Here is a 14,105-nt window from a genome sequence, read left to right on the forward strand (position 1 = left end):
TGCCACGCCTTACTTGCTATATCTCCCACCAAACATTACCTAATTAGTCATGATTGAAGAAAACCCAAATACAGCGCTTACAAGAGACAGAGTATCAATAGGTCGTTTCGTACGTGCCTTTTACAGTGAAATACGTAAACACAGTGTTCTCGGGCCAATCTTTGAGGAAAAGGTTGGCGATCACTGGGAAGAGCATTTTGAGACACTCACCGATTTTTGGATGAATGTTCTGCTTGGTGCGCGCACCTTTAAAGGCAATCCATTTGGAGTTCACCGTCAGGTAACCGCCTTAAAGGAAGAGCATTTCGCCATGTGGCTAGGAATATTTCATCCCGTAGCCAAGAGAATGCTTGAGCCCGATATGGCCGTAGCCGCTTCAGAAAAAGCAGAACGTATCGCCAGCAGTCTAAAAAACGGATTATTCTTCCGGATATAGAGCGATACAGCGGATAAACCCATAACTTTAAAGTGATCTCTTATGCGAGCATTATCTGTAATAATGTAATATTATAACCATCTTAATTTTGGGGAGTTTTCAAGATGTTTCGCTTAAGTTTCAGCATCGTTTTATCGCTATTATTTCTGGTTGCACCGGCTGCTTATGGGCAATCCTTTGCCTCTGAACGACAGGAGACAGCACTTTATGCCGGGGTATATTTCTCTGTCCCGTTTGGGGGAAAACAAACAAATCCTTCTCGATATAAATTAGGCTTCAAGGCAGGGCCTCAATACAATTTGTTATCAAGGGAGGGTTTTGACGCGTTCAAACAAAAGAGTTTCACAGGTAACATTGTGGATATTAACTTCTCTGACAGAGGTCTGGAACAAGTACAATTAGCAGCACTTCCTATCATTCGAAAAGACCTGCAAGGGAAACTTATTTATCTGAATGATGAAGAGAAAAAAGGCTTCAACGTGGGTAAGGCCCTACTTATTACAGGTGGTGTAATAGTGGGAGCTGGTATCTTATTTGCTATATCCGTTAACAATCAGTTTGATAGTGACTAATGCAATTCATATCAGTCAAATTGATAACTAAATAAACCACCACCTTCTCTCTTCAGCCATTTCCGCTGTATGTCAAAATCAGGCATACAGCGGGCTACATGTGCCCAAAACCGCTCAGAATGATTCATTTCCAACAAATGCGAAACTTCATGGGCGGCCACATAATCAAGAACTGTAGACGGTGCCAACACCAGTCTCCAATTGAAGCGCAAGGTACCACTGGAAGAACAACTTCCCCAACGGCTTTTCATATCCCCAATACTAATACGACCATAAGAAACCTCTAACTGGTCAGCATATCGTCTACAGGCGACCTCCAGTTTTTCTTTAGCTTGGGCCCGAAACCATTTCTCCAGCCGTCCGGCAGCCATATCGAACGGGCCACCCACTTGAATTTCGTCGCTCAGGCATTTAACAGAACGTGGGGCGATACCGGTAAAAACAAGCTTCCTTTTCTCGCCCAGATAAGGAAGCTTCATCCCTTCCTTGATTGGTTCAAGTGAGAGCTTCGTGCGCTCGTTCACTATCCAATCCATGTGAGCATTCAGAAATTGATTTACGGCCTTTTCACTAATTCGTTTCGGTATAGTAACTTTAATATCACCGCTGGTTCGGTCCACTCTTAAGGTCATGCGTTTGGCTTGAGCATTCCGCCGCACTCTCAGGGGAATATCTTCACTACCAATCCGTAGATAACGTACCTCGGTCAAACCATCACCCTAAGCTGGCCATTCAACAAGATGATCTTCAAAATCACCAGCTTCGCGCTCATCCACCGCTTTCCCGCGTACGGATTGTCCGGCCTTATGAACACTTTCCCTATCTCCGCTCACAAGCGGATGCCAATCATAAAGATCTTTACCTTCATGAAGCAGGCGGTATGCACAGGTACTTGGCATCCAAGGTAATGTATCCAACAAATCTGGCGACATCACAACGCAGTTCCCCACATAGCGCTGGCGAGTGAGATATTTTCCGCAAGTGATTTTTACGGGATCAAGAAAACGGCACGCTACATCTGTATGATGAATTTCGCCTGTATCTTCATCTTCAAGTTTGTGGAGGCAGCATTTACCACACCCATCACAAAGCGATTCCCATTCATCACGAGACATCTCAGACAGAGCTTTTTCTTTCCAGAATGACATGTCTATTTCTTCTCAAGCACCGGCTTAAAAGTATTCGCAATATCCTGTGGTTTATCCTTGCTGGAGAACAGGCGATTATATTTACCGTCTTTGTCCATTACGAAAATATAGCTCTGATGGTCCATCAAATAGCCATCATATCCTTCCTGTTCTCGCTTCGCGTAATATACCCGGTACTGCTTTGCAACATCAGCAATTTCCTGAACAGAGCCTGTGAAAGCGATCAAATTCGGGTGATAATCCAGAACATAATCCGCCAACTCTTTAACGGAATCCCTCTCCGGATCTACTGAAATAAATACCGGCTGAATAGGACTGGTATCATATCCTTCTTCCTCAAGGATATTCAGAGCAGTAGTGAGTTTATGGAGCTCTATCCGACATACATCGGGGCAATAACTATATCCAAAATAAATAAGCTGATACTTGCCGTGAAAGCTTTTACTAGAGATTTTTTCGCCTGTATGGGCCGTCAGTACAAACGGACCACCTGGACCTGAGGTCTTGTTTCCGCCACTATTAAAACTTACATAAGCCACAACCGCAGCTATAGCTACCGCGATCCATGCAACGAGCCTGATTGCTTTCATGTTAAATCTCCACTCTGAAAGCCACTGGAACATCTGGGCTTTAATACTTGTGATTCTCGCACGGTTATAGAAATATAGGCGATGTTTGTCACGTTGCCATTAAATTTGCAGCAATCTATGACACCTTGTTGATGATGGAGTACCTATGAAAAAGCAGTTTATTTTAATATTAGCCACCTTATTTTTAGGGCTGTCATCTATATCACTTCCGGCAGTAGCAACACCACAGTTTGAATTGTTACGTGCTGTTGAAAGAGGCGACATCGAAGAAGTTAAAAGCCTGCTTAAAAAAGGTGTGTCCCCCAATACAAGAAAACGATCAGATGGCATTCCTGCTATGTTGATCATCGCTGACAAGCGTAATCTTGCCATGATGAAGATGTTTCTGGAAGCTGGTGCAAACCCAAATATTTCTGATCGTACGCGCGGCGTAACACCACTGATGAAACGCGCATCAGTAGGCGATAATGAAATGGTAAAATTGCTGCTTGCCTTCAAAGCAGACCCGAATCGTGCTGATATCGGTCAGGAAACAGCTCTTATGAAAGCTGTACGAGCGCGGAAATCAAAAACTGTACAATTGTTACTTGAAGCTGGCGCTGATCCGAACGTACAGGACCTTACAGGTAAAACGGCACTTGAGTATGCCAAAATTTCTCGCAATCGCCGAATGGTAAAATTATTACAAGATGCGGGGGCTACCTATTAATTTTGATTTTGGGATAGCTTCTCCAACAGCCACTGACCTGATAATTCGAGTCAGCATTATTTTACTGGCTCTTGCAGCAGACTTCATAGCTGGCCCCAAACTTCTTAAAATCCTGCCAAACATACAAACTATTGCATCCACATTTGGCCTCAACCTCAAAAGCCGCTTGGATAAACCTTCAAGAAATCGTACCGAGCGCTTTTATCGCGGCGCTATCGTCGCTTTAGTGCTTTTACCTGTAGCCTACGGAACTGGCGTAATAGTAAACCAAATTGCCTTTATCAACACCATATCAGATGCCTTAACATTCCTGATACTAACACCACTCTTAGCCCAGCGCTCTGACTGGAAAAACCTACAACAAGGAAAACAAAACCTTTCAAATTACAGCTCAAACGCAGAGCTCCTTAAACAGACAGTATTGAATTTCAGCGGACGCACTGTACCACTTTCACTTACCTTTTTAATTGGCGGTTTTGCTCTACTGCTCCCGGCCGTCTTACTGATCGGACTGTTATTCACTACACCGCAAATTTCTGCGGATCATCCACGATCTCCATACAGTTCAGGCATCAGCCTTATTCATGAAATTGTGTTTCTTGTACCTGGTTTAATTGCCAGCATTTTTATTGCCACAGCCCTTATCTGCTTACCTTTCACTAAAATCAGCGCTGCTTTAACCCTCCTCAATCCTGCGACAAAAGGCCTCCCTAGCACCTATTTTCCATTGAATATTGTCGCAACTGGGGTAGAAATTTGTTTCAGGATACAGGGAAGCAAATCTGTAGAATGGATAGGCCCAAAGGATGGCCGCGCAAGATTACAGGCAAATCATCTCCGTCAGGGGTGGTTATGTATTCTTGTCGCCAATGCTGTGTACCTCGCGGTAGGTATACTGCTGTTCCTCTACCTTGCTTCCTTACTTGCGCAATAGAAAGAAGCGGGCATGGCCTCCAGCGAGAACGAACAAAATATCATTCAGATGATGGACCCGGCCCTCCGCCAAGGTAACGGTGTAAGGCTTGGCACCCTTATTATGATCCGCTGGATGGCGGTAGCTGGGCAAATGCTCTCTCTGCTTACTGTGCACTATATTCTTGGCTTTGATATCCGCCCAGAGATGACATTCACTGTAGTGTTTATTTCCGGTATGATGAACCTTTGGTTCTCTCTAAGGGAAGATTTAAACACACGCCTTTCAGACAAACAGTCGACGTGGCATATGGTGTTTGATTTGCTTCATTTGTCTACTTTGCTGTTTTTAACTGGCGGCTTATCAAACCCCTTCATTGTGTTGATGCTTGCCCCTTCCAGTGTATCGGCATCAATCCTTAGCCCGCGCAGTACCAAAGTACTCATCGCGATTTCTGTGGTTTTGGTAACTGCACTTGCCTATACGCCATTTCCCCTTCCATGGGATGGGCCTGCACCAAATGTAGATGATATTCTGAAAGCTGGCATTTGGATCAGTCTTTGTTTCACGCTTGTATTTCTGGCTATGTATATGTCGAGGGTCAGTAAAGAAGGTCAGGACCGGGCAAAGGCACTTGCTGCAACGCAAGCTGCCTTGGAGCAAGAACAACGCCTAGCAGCTCTCGGAACGCTGGCCGCTGCCGCCGCTCATGAACTGGGTACACCGCTTGGGACCATTCTGCTTGTTGCCAAGGAACTACAAAACCACTGCAAAGGCCAAGACGAGCAAACCAAACTTGATATCGAGTTGATTATTGATCAAACCAGTCGTTGCCGTGAAATTCTGGCAGAAATTAGCCAGAAGAGAAAAGCCGGAGATGCAGAACATTTCACATATCTGGGTATTGAAGCAATTCTCAGAGAAGCTGGTCATCCTCATGAGATGCGCGGTGTAAAGGTGAAATACAGCAGCGAAGGCCCTGATAATTTAATTATTCGCCGCACACCTGAGCAAATCCACGCGTTCAGAACGATCGTAGAAAACGCTACTGGTTTCGCAGAAAATGAGGTTCATGTTCAAGCCAAATGGGACAATGAACATCTACATGTAATTGTAGAAGACGATGGCCCTGGCTTTGATCCACAAATTGTGAAACGTCTAGGCGAACCTTATGTTACAACAAGGCAGCCAACACCTGGTAAAGATGGCGGCTTAGGCTTGGGGCTATTCATCTCCAAGACCTTACTGGAACGCACAGGTGCAGTAATGAGTTTCAAAAATGCCACAATCGGTGGCGCACGCGTAGAATTAAACTGGCCTCGCTCAGCCTTACAGGAAGAGCCTGATTTCTCAGATGAGGAGGAGTTAGCATGACTCAAGAAACACCAGCAAAAACCCTTCTAATCGTAGAAGACGATAAAGCTTTCCGTAACCGTCTTGCCCTAAGCATGGAACGGAAAGGTTTCACTGTTTATGCCGCAGAAGGCATTGAAGAAGGCAGTATTCTGGCCGCTGAACATCGCCCTCAATATGCTGTCGTTGATATGCGTTTGGAAGATGGTAACGGACTTGATTTAGTACCTCAATTACGTCAAATCCGCCCCGATATCCGCGTAGTTATTTTGACAGGATACGGAAACATCGCCAGCGCTGTAGCAGCAGTTAAAGCCGGCGCCGTAGATTATCTTGCAAAACCGGCAGACCCTGACCAGATCGAGAAAACACTCCTAACCCTCGAAGGGCATATGCCACCACCGCCAGAAAACCCTATGTCTGCGGACCGCGTGAAATGGGAGCATATTCAGCGTGTTTATGAACTGTGTGATCGCAATGTCTCTGAGACTGCACGCAGGCTTAACATGCACCGCCGAACACTGCAGCGAATTCTTGCAAAACGCTCTCCTCAATAGCGCCCAATACCGATTAATTGGAAATTGAAGGATCAACAGCTTCGCCCTGGAACATTGTGATTCCAAGGCGCTGACCTAAGATAATATCTTCAGAAGAATGGCACCCTTCCAAGATAATCCGGTTGCTGCCAATTTTTTCAATAATACTGATAATTCTATCTTCTTCTTTACGGTCCAACCACGTTTCAACCGTTGAAGCAGGGTTCATCACTTTCAGAAAATCAGACTGTAGGTTACCTAAATTAAGCCAAGCTAAGGCACGGGGGTCTACCCCCGCAATACAGCTTTTAAACCCTGAGGTTTGTAACTTTTCACGAGCCGCCAAATAGGCTGCAAAATTCGATGTTACATCAAGGCTTGAAAACTCTAAGACGATATTACCGCGACTTTGATTACCTAATCCTTCTTCAAACTTATCAAACTCTCTGGCTAACACACCGGCAGCCGTTACTTTCAAACTTGAAGCGAGAGAATTTTCATTCTCCATATTAGGATCAGACGCCAAAACCCTAGTCGCGATAAGGTCCTCAAGAAACCCCGATAGCCAAGGATCAACTTCTGTAAGCTTGCTTTTCAAAAAGGTATCAAAAACCACCTGCTGCGGCACCCAGCGGTGCACCATCACCATCTGAGGTGCCTGAATACCAAGTATAGCCATCACACATTGCCGCCTAAGTAAACCGCCTACATCAGCGGACGTAATAGCCTTTGTAAGAGTTAATAACATCTCAGGATCAAGCTTTTTACTCTGCGGTTTTCTCGCAGGGCTTTCAATCTTGCTCACCTTCATTTTTTGCGGCGGTTCAGATGGTAAGGGTGCCCCTGCATCACCTTGCGGAGCAATCTTAATAAGTCCCGTATCCGGGTTAACATCAGGCTTTGCTTTAGATTTTGTTTTAGGTTTAGAGGCACTAACATTTCTGGATGCGGGTATCTTTTTCCCTTCCAGCACTGCTTGAGCCAACTTTGCTACATATTTTGTGAAAACATCATATTCCGCTTCAAGATCAAACCATTCAACAAAAGCGTCACTTACACCCTGAATGGGATCAATCGTGCGTAAGGCACTAGCCTCTTTGAATTTTAAGCGGACCTGATTCAACATAGGATCAATAACATCAACCCGTGCATCTTTAACGATCAGGACTAAATCATTATTTGGCAGCGAGAAGCTGGCAGCGCCATAATCGGTTTTCAGTGTTCTGAAGCTGGCGGCAGCGAACCGACGATAATGCTCTTCTTGCAGATGCTTTTCCAGCACTGAAAGCCTTATATGCAAGGCCCTCCGGCCTTCTGTATGAAGCCTAAGCTGCTTGGTGTAATCAAGCATTTCATGTACGGCTTTAATATCTTTTGCCATATAACCTCAAAACTCAGTCACGTGTTAAATCGCAATAAAACCAGTCCCCACTCATAGTTTGTCAGAATACGATATGTTTAATTATCTACCAAATTTTTTCACCTGATGAAGCCACCAAGCTGTTTCATTAATTGAGTAAACTGGTCGGTAATGCAAAATCTTGCTATCAGGCAATACAGCATCCACCTGATTATCTAAAACCAGATATTCACCTTCATAATCTATGGCAAGAATAGCATGCGCGACCCGAAGGTTTTGGTCCTGCAATATCACTAGCCGCATGGATTCTGGGGCAACCCCTAAGCGCTTCAGCGTTACATATTTGCTAATCGCATAATCTTCACAGTCCCCGTCTTTCAGGAAAAACTCGTCTGGTGTAGCCCAGTAATCAGGAAGCCCCCAGTTAACTGGGTCTACGATGTATGGATAACGGTTCATATATTGATTAACCGCTTTGATCATCTCCAGAGGTTCAGCTCCTTCTTGAGAAGCGATAAATTCTTCCCACGCTGCTTTACCACACCGCAAGCGGTCTCTACCTCTGCAGTTTTGCTCTACTGTGCTTTCTTGCTCCGGCATTTCTTCGGTCAAAGAAAGGTTATGTCGACGCCACAAATCAGTCCATTTATCAAAAGACTTCATGCTTTTGGAGCGTATTTCCCGGCTACCAAACAAGCCTGCACGGGGCTGGGCATCTGCCGAGGAAACAACTGGTTCCATAACCAGAAAACCAAAAGCAATACTTATTAAGCCTATAATTCGGAACATAAAAACTGGCTGGCCTCTATACCTGATTTCACATATTTTTTGTTCGAATTTAATTGAGCATCAAACAAATATGTACCAACATAACCACAAGCGAACAGAGAGCCAAGAGCTCTCTCATACTATCACTGAACAGTGACAATGTTACAGCACGAACGCATTAGTAAGGGGCCCCCATGCAAACGGAAACGTCTTCAAACAAAAATATGATGGCCTACGCTGGTGCCTTGATGGGGCTTATCGCGCTTGGCCTATGGTTCATCACTCGATTTGCAGCCTCAGAAGCCGAGCAAGACCTCCAGAACTGGCAATCCCGTATCAATTTAATAGCGGATAGCAGAGCCGCAGAAGTTTCCACCTGGCTTAACCGGCACCTTAAAGCCGTTGAAGAATTAGCCGCTGATGCCTCAGTCCAGCTATATGCAGCTCAAATGTCTTCACCTGAAGATCAGGATGCCGTCGAAGCACAGCGCGGTTATATTTTCTCACTTATTTCAGCAGAGGCAGAACGCCACGGCTTCCATGAAAACAGAGCCATTGATGCGGTAGCAGCCAATGTAAACCGCCCTCGCCGCGCCGGTATTGCTGTTGTTTCCGATAAAGGACAGGCCTTTGTTATGACAACAGGCATGCCGCTTTTACGACCAGAGGAAATTCCTCTGGCAAACACGCAGTCCTTTATCGCCCTTGGTCCACAACTTGGCGATAAAACGCCACTCGTAATTTTTGGTGCAAAAGCGATCTCTGGTACTGGCACGGTTTGGGTAATTGGCGCACGCCCGTTGGATGGTGATTTCCTTCAAACACTCGTGCAGCCGGGTGACGATACTCAAACTTCTGAAACATATTTGGTAAAGCCCGAAGGCGATGATTTAGTAAGGGTTATCACACCACTTGCTCAAGGTGGCAGGCTAGGCGCGACCACCGTGGATGCAGCCGCTTCTTTTGCGGTGAAACAACCGGGCGGTTTCAGCACACAAATGAATTATGCGAACACTGAAGTTCTTGTTATGGGCAAGGAGCTATCGGCCCCGGTTCCGTGGATACTGGTTCGCACCATTAAAACAAGTGAAGCGGTCGCCGCTATTACGGAACGCCGCAATAGCCTCATTATTACACTTTCTCTAGCGGGTCTTTTTGTACTCGCAGCCCTTATTCTGGTGTGGCGTCACGGTATTTCCCGCAAACTGGAAAATTCCTACCGTGAACAAGCCATGCTTTCGGAGAAAAACGAGTCCCTAAGCGAGTTCCTGCAATCAGTAACGGATAGCCAACCCGCTGCCGTAGCTGCTGTTGATAACGATATGACTGTGCATTTTTCCAATACACAAATGTCAGATATTACTGAAATCAATAACAATGACCTTATCGGAAGAAGGCTTGATACTGCCTTCCGTAGTTCCCTTGCGGAGAAAATGCGCTCTCGCATTGCCGCAGCTACTTCCGGGCATTCCGACAGCTTGAATGTCACACACAGCAATCGCACCTTCAGAATGGATACCATTCCTCTGAAAGCTGGCGGTGATTACCCAGCCACTGCACTAATGGTGATGCGGGATATTTCTGACCTTGTTGAAGCACAGGCGCAATCGGAAGAACTATTCAAAAAACTGGTCTCAACACTTACACAAATTATTGATGCCCGTGACCCATGGAGCAAACACCATTCAGAACGTGTGGCAGATGTTAGTGTTACCATAGCTCAGGAACTGGAATGGGACGAAGACGGTAAAGAATGTGTCAATATCGCAGCCCAACTTGTAAATGTCGGTAAGATATTTGTCCCAATTGAAATCCTTACCAAACAAACACCGCTTACCGATGAAGAGCTTTCGTTGGTACGTGATAGTATGCAGCAAAGCGCTTCACTTGTTGCAGGGCTGGATTTCAAAGGGCCAGTAGCCGCAATTCTCGACCAGATCAGAGAAAACTGGGATGGTAGTGGCGAACACGGTAAAGCTGGTGAAGAAATCGAAGCCGGAGCCCGTGTGCTAGCAGTTGCCAATGCTTTCGTGGGTATGGTTTCAGCTCGCGCACACCGAAATGGGCTGAGCTTTGACAAAGCCGCTGATATTCTTCATCAGGAATGCGGTACGAAATTTGAACGCCGGATTGTAGCAGCGCTACAAAATATTCTGGAAAACAAAGGTGGCAGGGACCGCTGGAGCCACTATATGGAAAAACCTGAAGAGGCTTAACCAACAGCCTTTTCAAAAAGTCTCATTGCTGCCGTTCGTGCCATTTGCTGAATAAGCTTTTTGGCGCGAGCGGCATTTACTTTTCTGGAGGCTGCTTCACGAAGCACCTCCCCGCCATAAGCATCTGCAATGATAATACCTGTTATATCTGGAAGGCTGGTACTTTCATTAAACACGCCGATGGGGAAATGTTGATCAACAGCGAAATAAAATTCTTCACAATAGTCGAGATATTCCTGCCATTTAGTATCCGAACGGAAATCACTTAGACCTGATTTCACTTCGACAACCACAAGGCCGCCTCGTTTATTCAGCCCCAAAATATCAACCCGCCTATTATTCTTTAGCACCACTTCCCGCACGGGAGCATAACCAAGTTCCACCAGCAATCTTTCAGCGCCAAGCGTGATATTAGCTGTTTCTGTCATGAAAAATCAGGCACTGGCCTCTTCATCAATGATATTTTCAAGCCGCTGTAGAATAGCTTCGCCTTGGGCCCCACCACTACCTTTGATTTTGTGCTGCAAGACCACTTCAAAGGTACGAACATGCCCTTCAAGCACGCGCTTGCTTGCTTGCTGGTCATCAGGCATCTGTTTCAGATATTTACAGAGGGATGCACCAACATTTGTAAGCAAGTTGAACTCGAAGCTACTACCCATCCCCTTGATATTATGAGTTAAATCATAAACCTGCTGGACACTCGCTTCCTTAGGTCCCGCTTTGTCCGGCATACCATCCAAAATCCCGCGCATGTCTTTTACGGCTGTGTCTGTCCACTCAAGAAACTGAGCTACCAGCTCGTCATCTTCCGCATATGAATAATCAGTATCTACAACTTCAGTCATTTGTTCTCGATTTACCCCAATCCACAGTATGACAGCTATTTTAGCATAATATGCAACAAAAACAGTTATTTATTTGTTTACAAGTTAGAGAGGTACGAGTTTTCCTTGCAATCCGCCCTGCAATTTCGATAAATCAGATCAAATATATATATTCGGGACAGAGGAGCATAAATTGAGCCCACAGGAAATCGCTAAACTTGAAACATATCTTCAAGACAAGTTTGATAACAGCAACATCAAGCTTATGCAGCGCCCAAAAGCTAAAGATTCAGTTGAGATGATGATCGGCGATGAATTTATCGGTGTTGCTTACCGCGATGAAGATGAAGGTGAAGTTTCCTACTCCCTCAGCATCTGCATCCTGGAGGAAGATCTCTAAGCTTTTAGAGCTTATATTCTTTAAGAAGCCGGCTTTTCAGTCGGCTTTTTATTTGCCTTATGATCATCAGCTTAGCATTATGCAGTTTCGTTAAGTTATAATCTGTGAGGTAACCATGCTGTATCTTGTTGCTCTTCTTCTGCCACCGCTGGCCATTCTTTTGTGTGGCAAACCCTTTCAGGCTGTTATCAGTGGTGCATTCTGGATCGCCTCTATTGTTCTTACCCTCTTTTTCGGCGCGGGCTTTGTGCTTTGGCTTATTCTTGCCATTCATGCAATTATGGTAGTGCGTGACAGAAACACCCGCAAAATGATGGAAGAATTTGCAGACCGCTCCTAAAAAGTTTCAGTATTGATACTGGTCTACAAACACCATAAAGTGAAAATTATTCACTTTATGGATTACATTTATGCCTGAGCACATTCGTTTTCTAAAACATAATGAGCATCATCTTATCGGGAAGATTATCGCCGATGGGTTTACCGATGATCCGGTAAACCTGTGGGCTTTTAGAAATACCGGTGCCATGAAGCCAGTATTCACGACTATGGCGAACCACCTCTATCTATCAGCCGGGTTTGGTTTGGTGAATAACGAGGAAAATGCCGGTGCTCTATGGTTACCGCCGGGTGCGCCCAAACAGTTCAGTTTATTGGCCGATATTAAAATGGGTGTCCCCATTTTGAAGCACGGCGGTTTAAAAGCAGTCCAAAACTCTCTCCAGATAGACGCATATCTTAAAAAGAAAAAACCGAAAGAACCGCACTACTATCTGTTTGCAATCTCTGTGCATCCAAGCCTGCAGGGAAAAGGCATTGGCAGCCAATTGATGAAAGAAGCACTCAAACAAGTGGATGAAACACGTGCCCCCGCGTATTTGGAAAGCTCCAAACCTGAGAATGTACCTTTCTATAAAAAACACGGCTTTGAAATAATGGAAGAGGTAGTGCCGGGTACTGACTGCCCGCCCATGTGGCTTATGTGGCGAGAACCACGCCTGTAAATTCATCAATATTCAGCTTGTATTCCCTCTATGACTGCTCACGACTGTGAGAAAGCAGCATGAAGTTGCAGCCTCACAAAGGAGTATAAGGAATGATAGCGACGATACTGGGTGCCACAGCCCTTATAAGCATACATATGTCACAGGCAGAAGGATTACCCTGCACCAGACAGCTTGATAAAGCCATCGAGCAACTAATGGCAAAGGAAGATGTTAAAGGCTTAGGTGTCGCGGTAACAGAAAAAGGTAAAATCACACATCTGGCGACATACGGCTACCGCAATGTGGAAAAGCAACTTCTTCTTGAAGACGATACCATCATGTACGGCGCTTCACTAACGAAAGCTGCATTTGCGTACATGGTCCTCCAACTGGTTGAAGAAGGTATCCTTGATCTGGATACGCCTATCAGCAGTTACCTTCCAAATCCGCTTCCTGCATACCCTAAATGGCAAACCCTGAAAGGAGATCATGATTGGCACCAACTTACAGCGAGGCTCCTTCTCTCTCACCAGAGCGGGCTAGCGAATCTTCGCTTTCTGGAACCAGACCGGGACCTAAAATTTCACTTCAAACCCGGTGAATATTACGCTTACTCCGGCGAAGGTTTCCGGCTTCTTCAGTTTGTACTGGAGGAAGGGTTGGGTCTGGATGTGAAACATGAAATGCAGACCAGAATATTTAGCCGCTTTGACATGCCAAATACCGATATGCAGTGGCGGGACAGTTTCGCAGATAACCTGGCCGATGGGTATGCGATGGATGGTTCTTTCGAGCCACACGATGAACGCAGTAACGTAAGCGCCTCGGGCTCTATGGACACAACCCTCAAGGATCAAGCAAATATGTGGAAGGCCATGGCAGCTGGTCGTTTACTTTCCAAAACGGCCCAAGCTGAGTGGACAAAACCACAGATAAATATTCACTCAAAACAAAAATTCCCTACCCTTGCCTATACAAAAACCAAAGATCCTAGAGCAGCTGACATTAATCTATCAGCGGGCTTGGGGGTTATTACGTGGAAAGGCCCTAAAGGCCATTATTTTTCAAAAGGTGGGCATAACGACTGGACTGGCAATTTAGTTATCTGTGAAGAAGAAAGCGAACGCTGCCTTATCATGCTCTCGAACAGTGTAAGAGCGGAAATTATCTTTCCCGAAATCACCCAAATGGTTCTGGGAGAAACAGCCTATCCGTGGTGGTGGGTTTATCCGAGCTACCAAAAACCTGAGCTAACTATGAAATAACCAACAAAAAAACCGCTAAGCGATTG

The 14,105-nt window shown here is 45.4% G+C and carries 18 protein-coding genes; 11 read left to right on the forward strand and 7 right to left on the reverse strand.

From position 1 onward, the window contains the following. Nucleotides 1–49 precede the first annotated feature (49 nt). Together KFE96_RS17790 and KFE96_RS17795 are read left to right on the forward strand one after the other, a co-directional pair. A complete protein-coding gene (locus KFE96_RS17790; RefSeq protein WP_255833886.1) occupies nt 50–436 on the forward strand; it encodes a group III truncated hemoglobin in 387 nt (128 codons plus the stop codon). Nucleotides 437–540: 104 nt separating this feature from the next. Next, entirely contained in the window at nt 541–1,008 is a 468-nt protein-coding gene (locus tag KFE96_RS17795; protein ID WP_255833887.1) for a hypothetical protein, read from the forward strand. 11 nt (nt 1,009–1,019) lie between these two features. Here KFE96_RS17795 and KFE96_RS17800 read toward each other — a convergent pair whose 3' ends face one another. From KFE96_RS17800 to KFE96_RS17810, 3 genes are read right to left on the reverse strand one after another with little or no spacing between them, the layout of a single operon-like run. Beyond that, nucleotides 1,020–1,718, reverse strand: a complete 699-nt coding sequence (locus tag KFE96_RS17800) for a M48 family metallopeptidase (RefSeq protein WP_255833888.1) — start codon at nt 1,716–1,718, stop codon at nt 1,020–1,022. A gap of 9 nt (nt 1,719–1,727) precedes the next feature. Next, nucleotides 1,728–2,156 carry a YcgN family cysteine cluster protein gene (locus KFE96_RS17805; protein WP_255833889.1) on the reverse strand — a complete coding sequence of 143 codons (429 nt, stop codon included), beginning with the start codon at nt 2,154–2,156 and terminating at the stop codon, nt 1,728–1,730. A 2-nt stretch (nt 2,157–2,158) separates the two neighbouring features. Continuing rightward, nucleotides 2,159–2,746 carry an SCO family protein gene (locus KFE96_RS17810; RefSeq protein ID WP_255833890.1) on the reverse strand — a complete coding sequence of 196 codons (588 nt, stop codon included), beginning with the start codon at nt 2,744–2,746 and terminating at the stop codon, nt 2,159–2,161. Between the two features lie 145 nt (nt 2,747–2,891). On the opposite strand from KFE96_RS17810, the gene KFE96_RS17815 reads away from it, so the two are divergent. The 4 genes from KFE96_RS17815 to KFE96_RS17830 all read left to right on the forward strand — a co-directional run bounded on the left by KFE96_RS17815 (nt 2,892) and on the right by KFE96_RS17830 (nt 6,278). Next, nucleotides 2,892–3,455 (forward strand): ankyrin repeat domain-containing protein, encoded by a 564-nt coding sequence (locus tag KFE96_RS17815; RefSeq protein WP_255833891.1) that lies wholly within the window; start codon nt 2,892–2,894, stop codon nt 3,453–3,455. A 166-nt stretch (nt 3,456–3,621) separates the two neighbouring features. Beyond that, on the forward strand, nt 3,622–4,389 hold the full coding sequence (locus tag KFE96_RS17820) for a hypothetical protein (protein WP_255833892.1): 768 nt from the start codon (nt 3,622–3,624) through the stop codon (nt 4,387–4,389). Between the two features lie 12 nt (nt 4,390–4,401). Further along, nucleotides 4,402–5,742, forward strand: a complete 1,341-nt coding sequence (locus tag KFE96_RS17825; RefSeq protein ID WP_255833893.1) for an ActS/PrrB/RegB family redox-sensitive histidine kinase — start codon at nt 4,402–4,404, stop codon at nt 5,740–5,742. After that, nucleotides 5,739–6,278, forward strand: coding sequence for an ActR/PrrA/RegA family redox response regulator transcription factor (locus tag KFE96_RS17830; RefSeq protein ID WP_247017629.1), 540 nt, complete (start codon nt 5,739–5,741; stop codon nt 6,276–6,278). The genes KFE96_RS17825 and KFE96_RS17830 overlap by 4 nt, the downstream gene beginning before the upstream one ends. Before the next feature lie 13 nt (nt 6,279–6,291). On the opposite strand, the gene KFE96_RS17835 is transcribed toward KFE96_RS17830, so the two are convergent. Beyond that, a complete protein-coding gene (locus KFE96_RS17835; RefSeq protein WP_255833894.1) occupies nt 6,292–7,638 on the reverse strand; it encodes a hypothetical protein in 1,347 nt (448 codons plus the stop codon). 81 nt (nt 7,639–7,719) lie between these two features. Beyond that, nucleotides 7,720–8,406 carry a transglutaminase-like cysteine peptidase gene (locus KFE96_RS17840; RefSeq protein ID WP_255833895.1) on the reverse strand — a complete coding sequence of 229 codons (687 nt, stop codon included), beginning with the start codon at nt 8,404–8,406 and terminating at the stop codon, nt 7,720–7,722. A gap of 173 nt (nt 8,407–8,579) precedes the next feature. On the opposite strand from KFE96_RS17840, the gene KFE96_RS17845 reads away from it, so the two are divergent. After that, complete coding sequence (locus KFE96_RS17845; RefSeq protein ID WP_255833896.1) at nt 8,580–10,601, forward strand: HD domain-containing phosphohydrolase; 2,022 nt, start codon at nt 8,580–8,582, stop codon at nt 10,599–10,601. Here KFE96_RS17845 and KFE96_RS17850 read toward each other — a convergent pair. Next, nucleotides 10,598–11,029: an MmcB family DNA repair protein gene (locus KFE96_RS17850; RefSeq protein WP_255833897.1), complete on the reverse strand. Its 432-nt coding sequence runs from the start codon at nt 11,027–11,029 to the stop codon at nt 10,598–10,600. The genes KFE96_RS17845 and KFE96_RS17850 overlap by 4 nt on opposite strands. A 6-nt stretch (nt 11,030–11,035) precedes the next feature. Further along, nucleotides 11,036–11,449 (reverse strand): Hpt domain-containing protein, encoded by a 414-nt coding sequence (locus KFE96_RS17855; RefSeq protein ID WP_255833898.1) that lies wholly within the window; start codon nt 11,447–11,449, stop codon nt 11,036–11,038. 172 nt (nt 11,450–11,621) lie between these two features. On the opposite strand from KFE96_RS17855, the gene KFE96_RS17860 reads away from it, so the two are divergent. The 4 genes from KFE96_RS17860 to KFE96_RS17875 all read left to right on the forward strand — a co-directional run bounded on the left by KFE96_RS17860 (nt 11,622) and on the right by KFE96_RS17875 (nt 14,079). Beyond that, a complete protein-coding gene (locus KFE96_RS17860) occupies nt 11,622–11,828 on the forward strand; it encodes a DUF3126 family protein (RefSeq protein WP_247017641.1) in 207 nt (68 codons plus the stop codon). Between the two features lie 115 nt (nt 11,829–11,943). Next, nucleotides 11,944–12,168 carry a hypothetical protein gene (locus KFE96_RS17865; protein ID WP_247017643.1) on the forward strand — a complete coding sequence of 75 codons (225 nt, stop codon included), beginning with the start codon at nt 11,944–11,946 and terminating at the stop codon, nt 12,166–12,168. A 70-nt stretch (nt 12,169–12,238) separates the two neighbouring features. Continuing rightward, nucleotides 12,239–12,832, forward strand: coding sequence for a GNAT family N-acetyltransferase (locus tag KFE96_RS17870; protein ID WP_255833899.1), 594 nt, complete (start codon nt 12,239–12,241; stop codon nt 12,830–12,832). Nucleotides 12,833–12,924: 92 nt separating this feature from the next. Further along, on the forward strand, nt 12,925–14,079 hold the full coding sequence (locus KFE96_RS17875) for a serine hydrolase (RefSeq protein WP_255833900.1): 1,155 nt from the start codon (nt 12,925–12,927) through the stop codon (nt 14,077–14,079). The last annotated feature ends 26 nt before the right edge of the window (nt 14,080–14,105 follow it).

This window comes from Kordiimonas sp. SCSIO 12603, from assembly GCF_024398035.1.
Lineage (GTDB): Bacteria > Pseudomonadota > Alphaproteobacteria > Sphingomonadales > Kordiimonadaceae > Kordiimonas.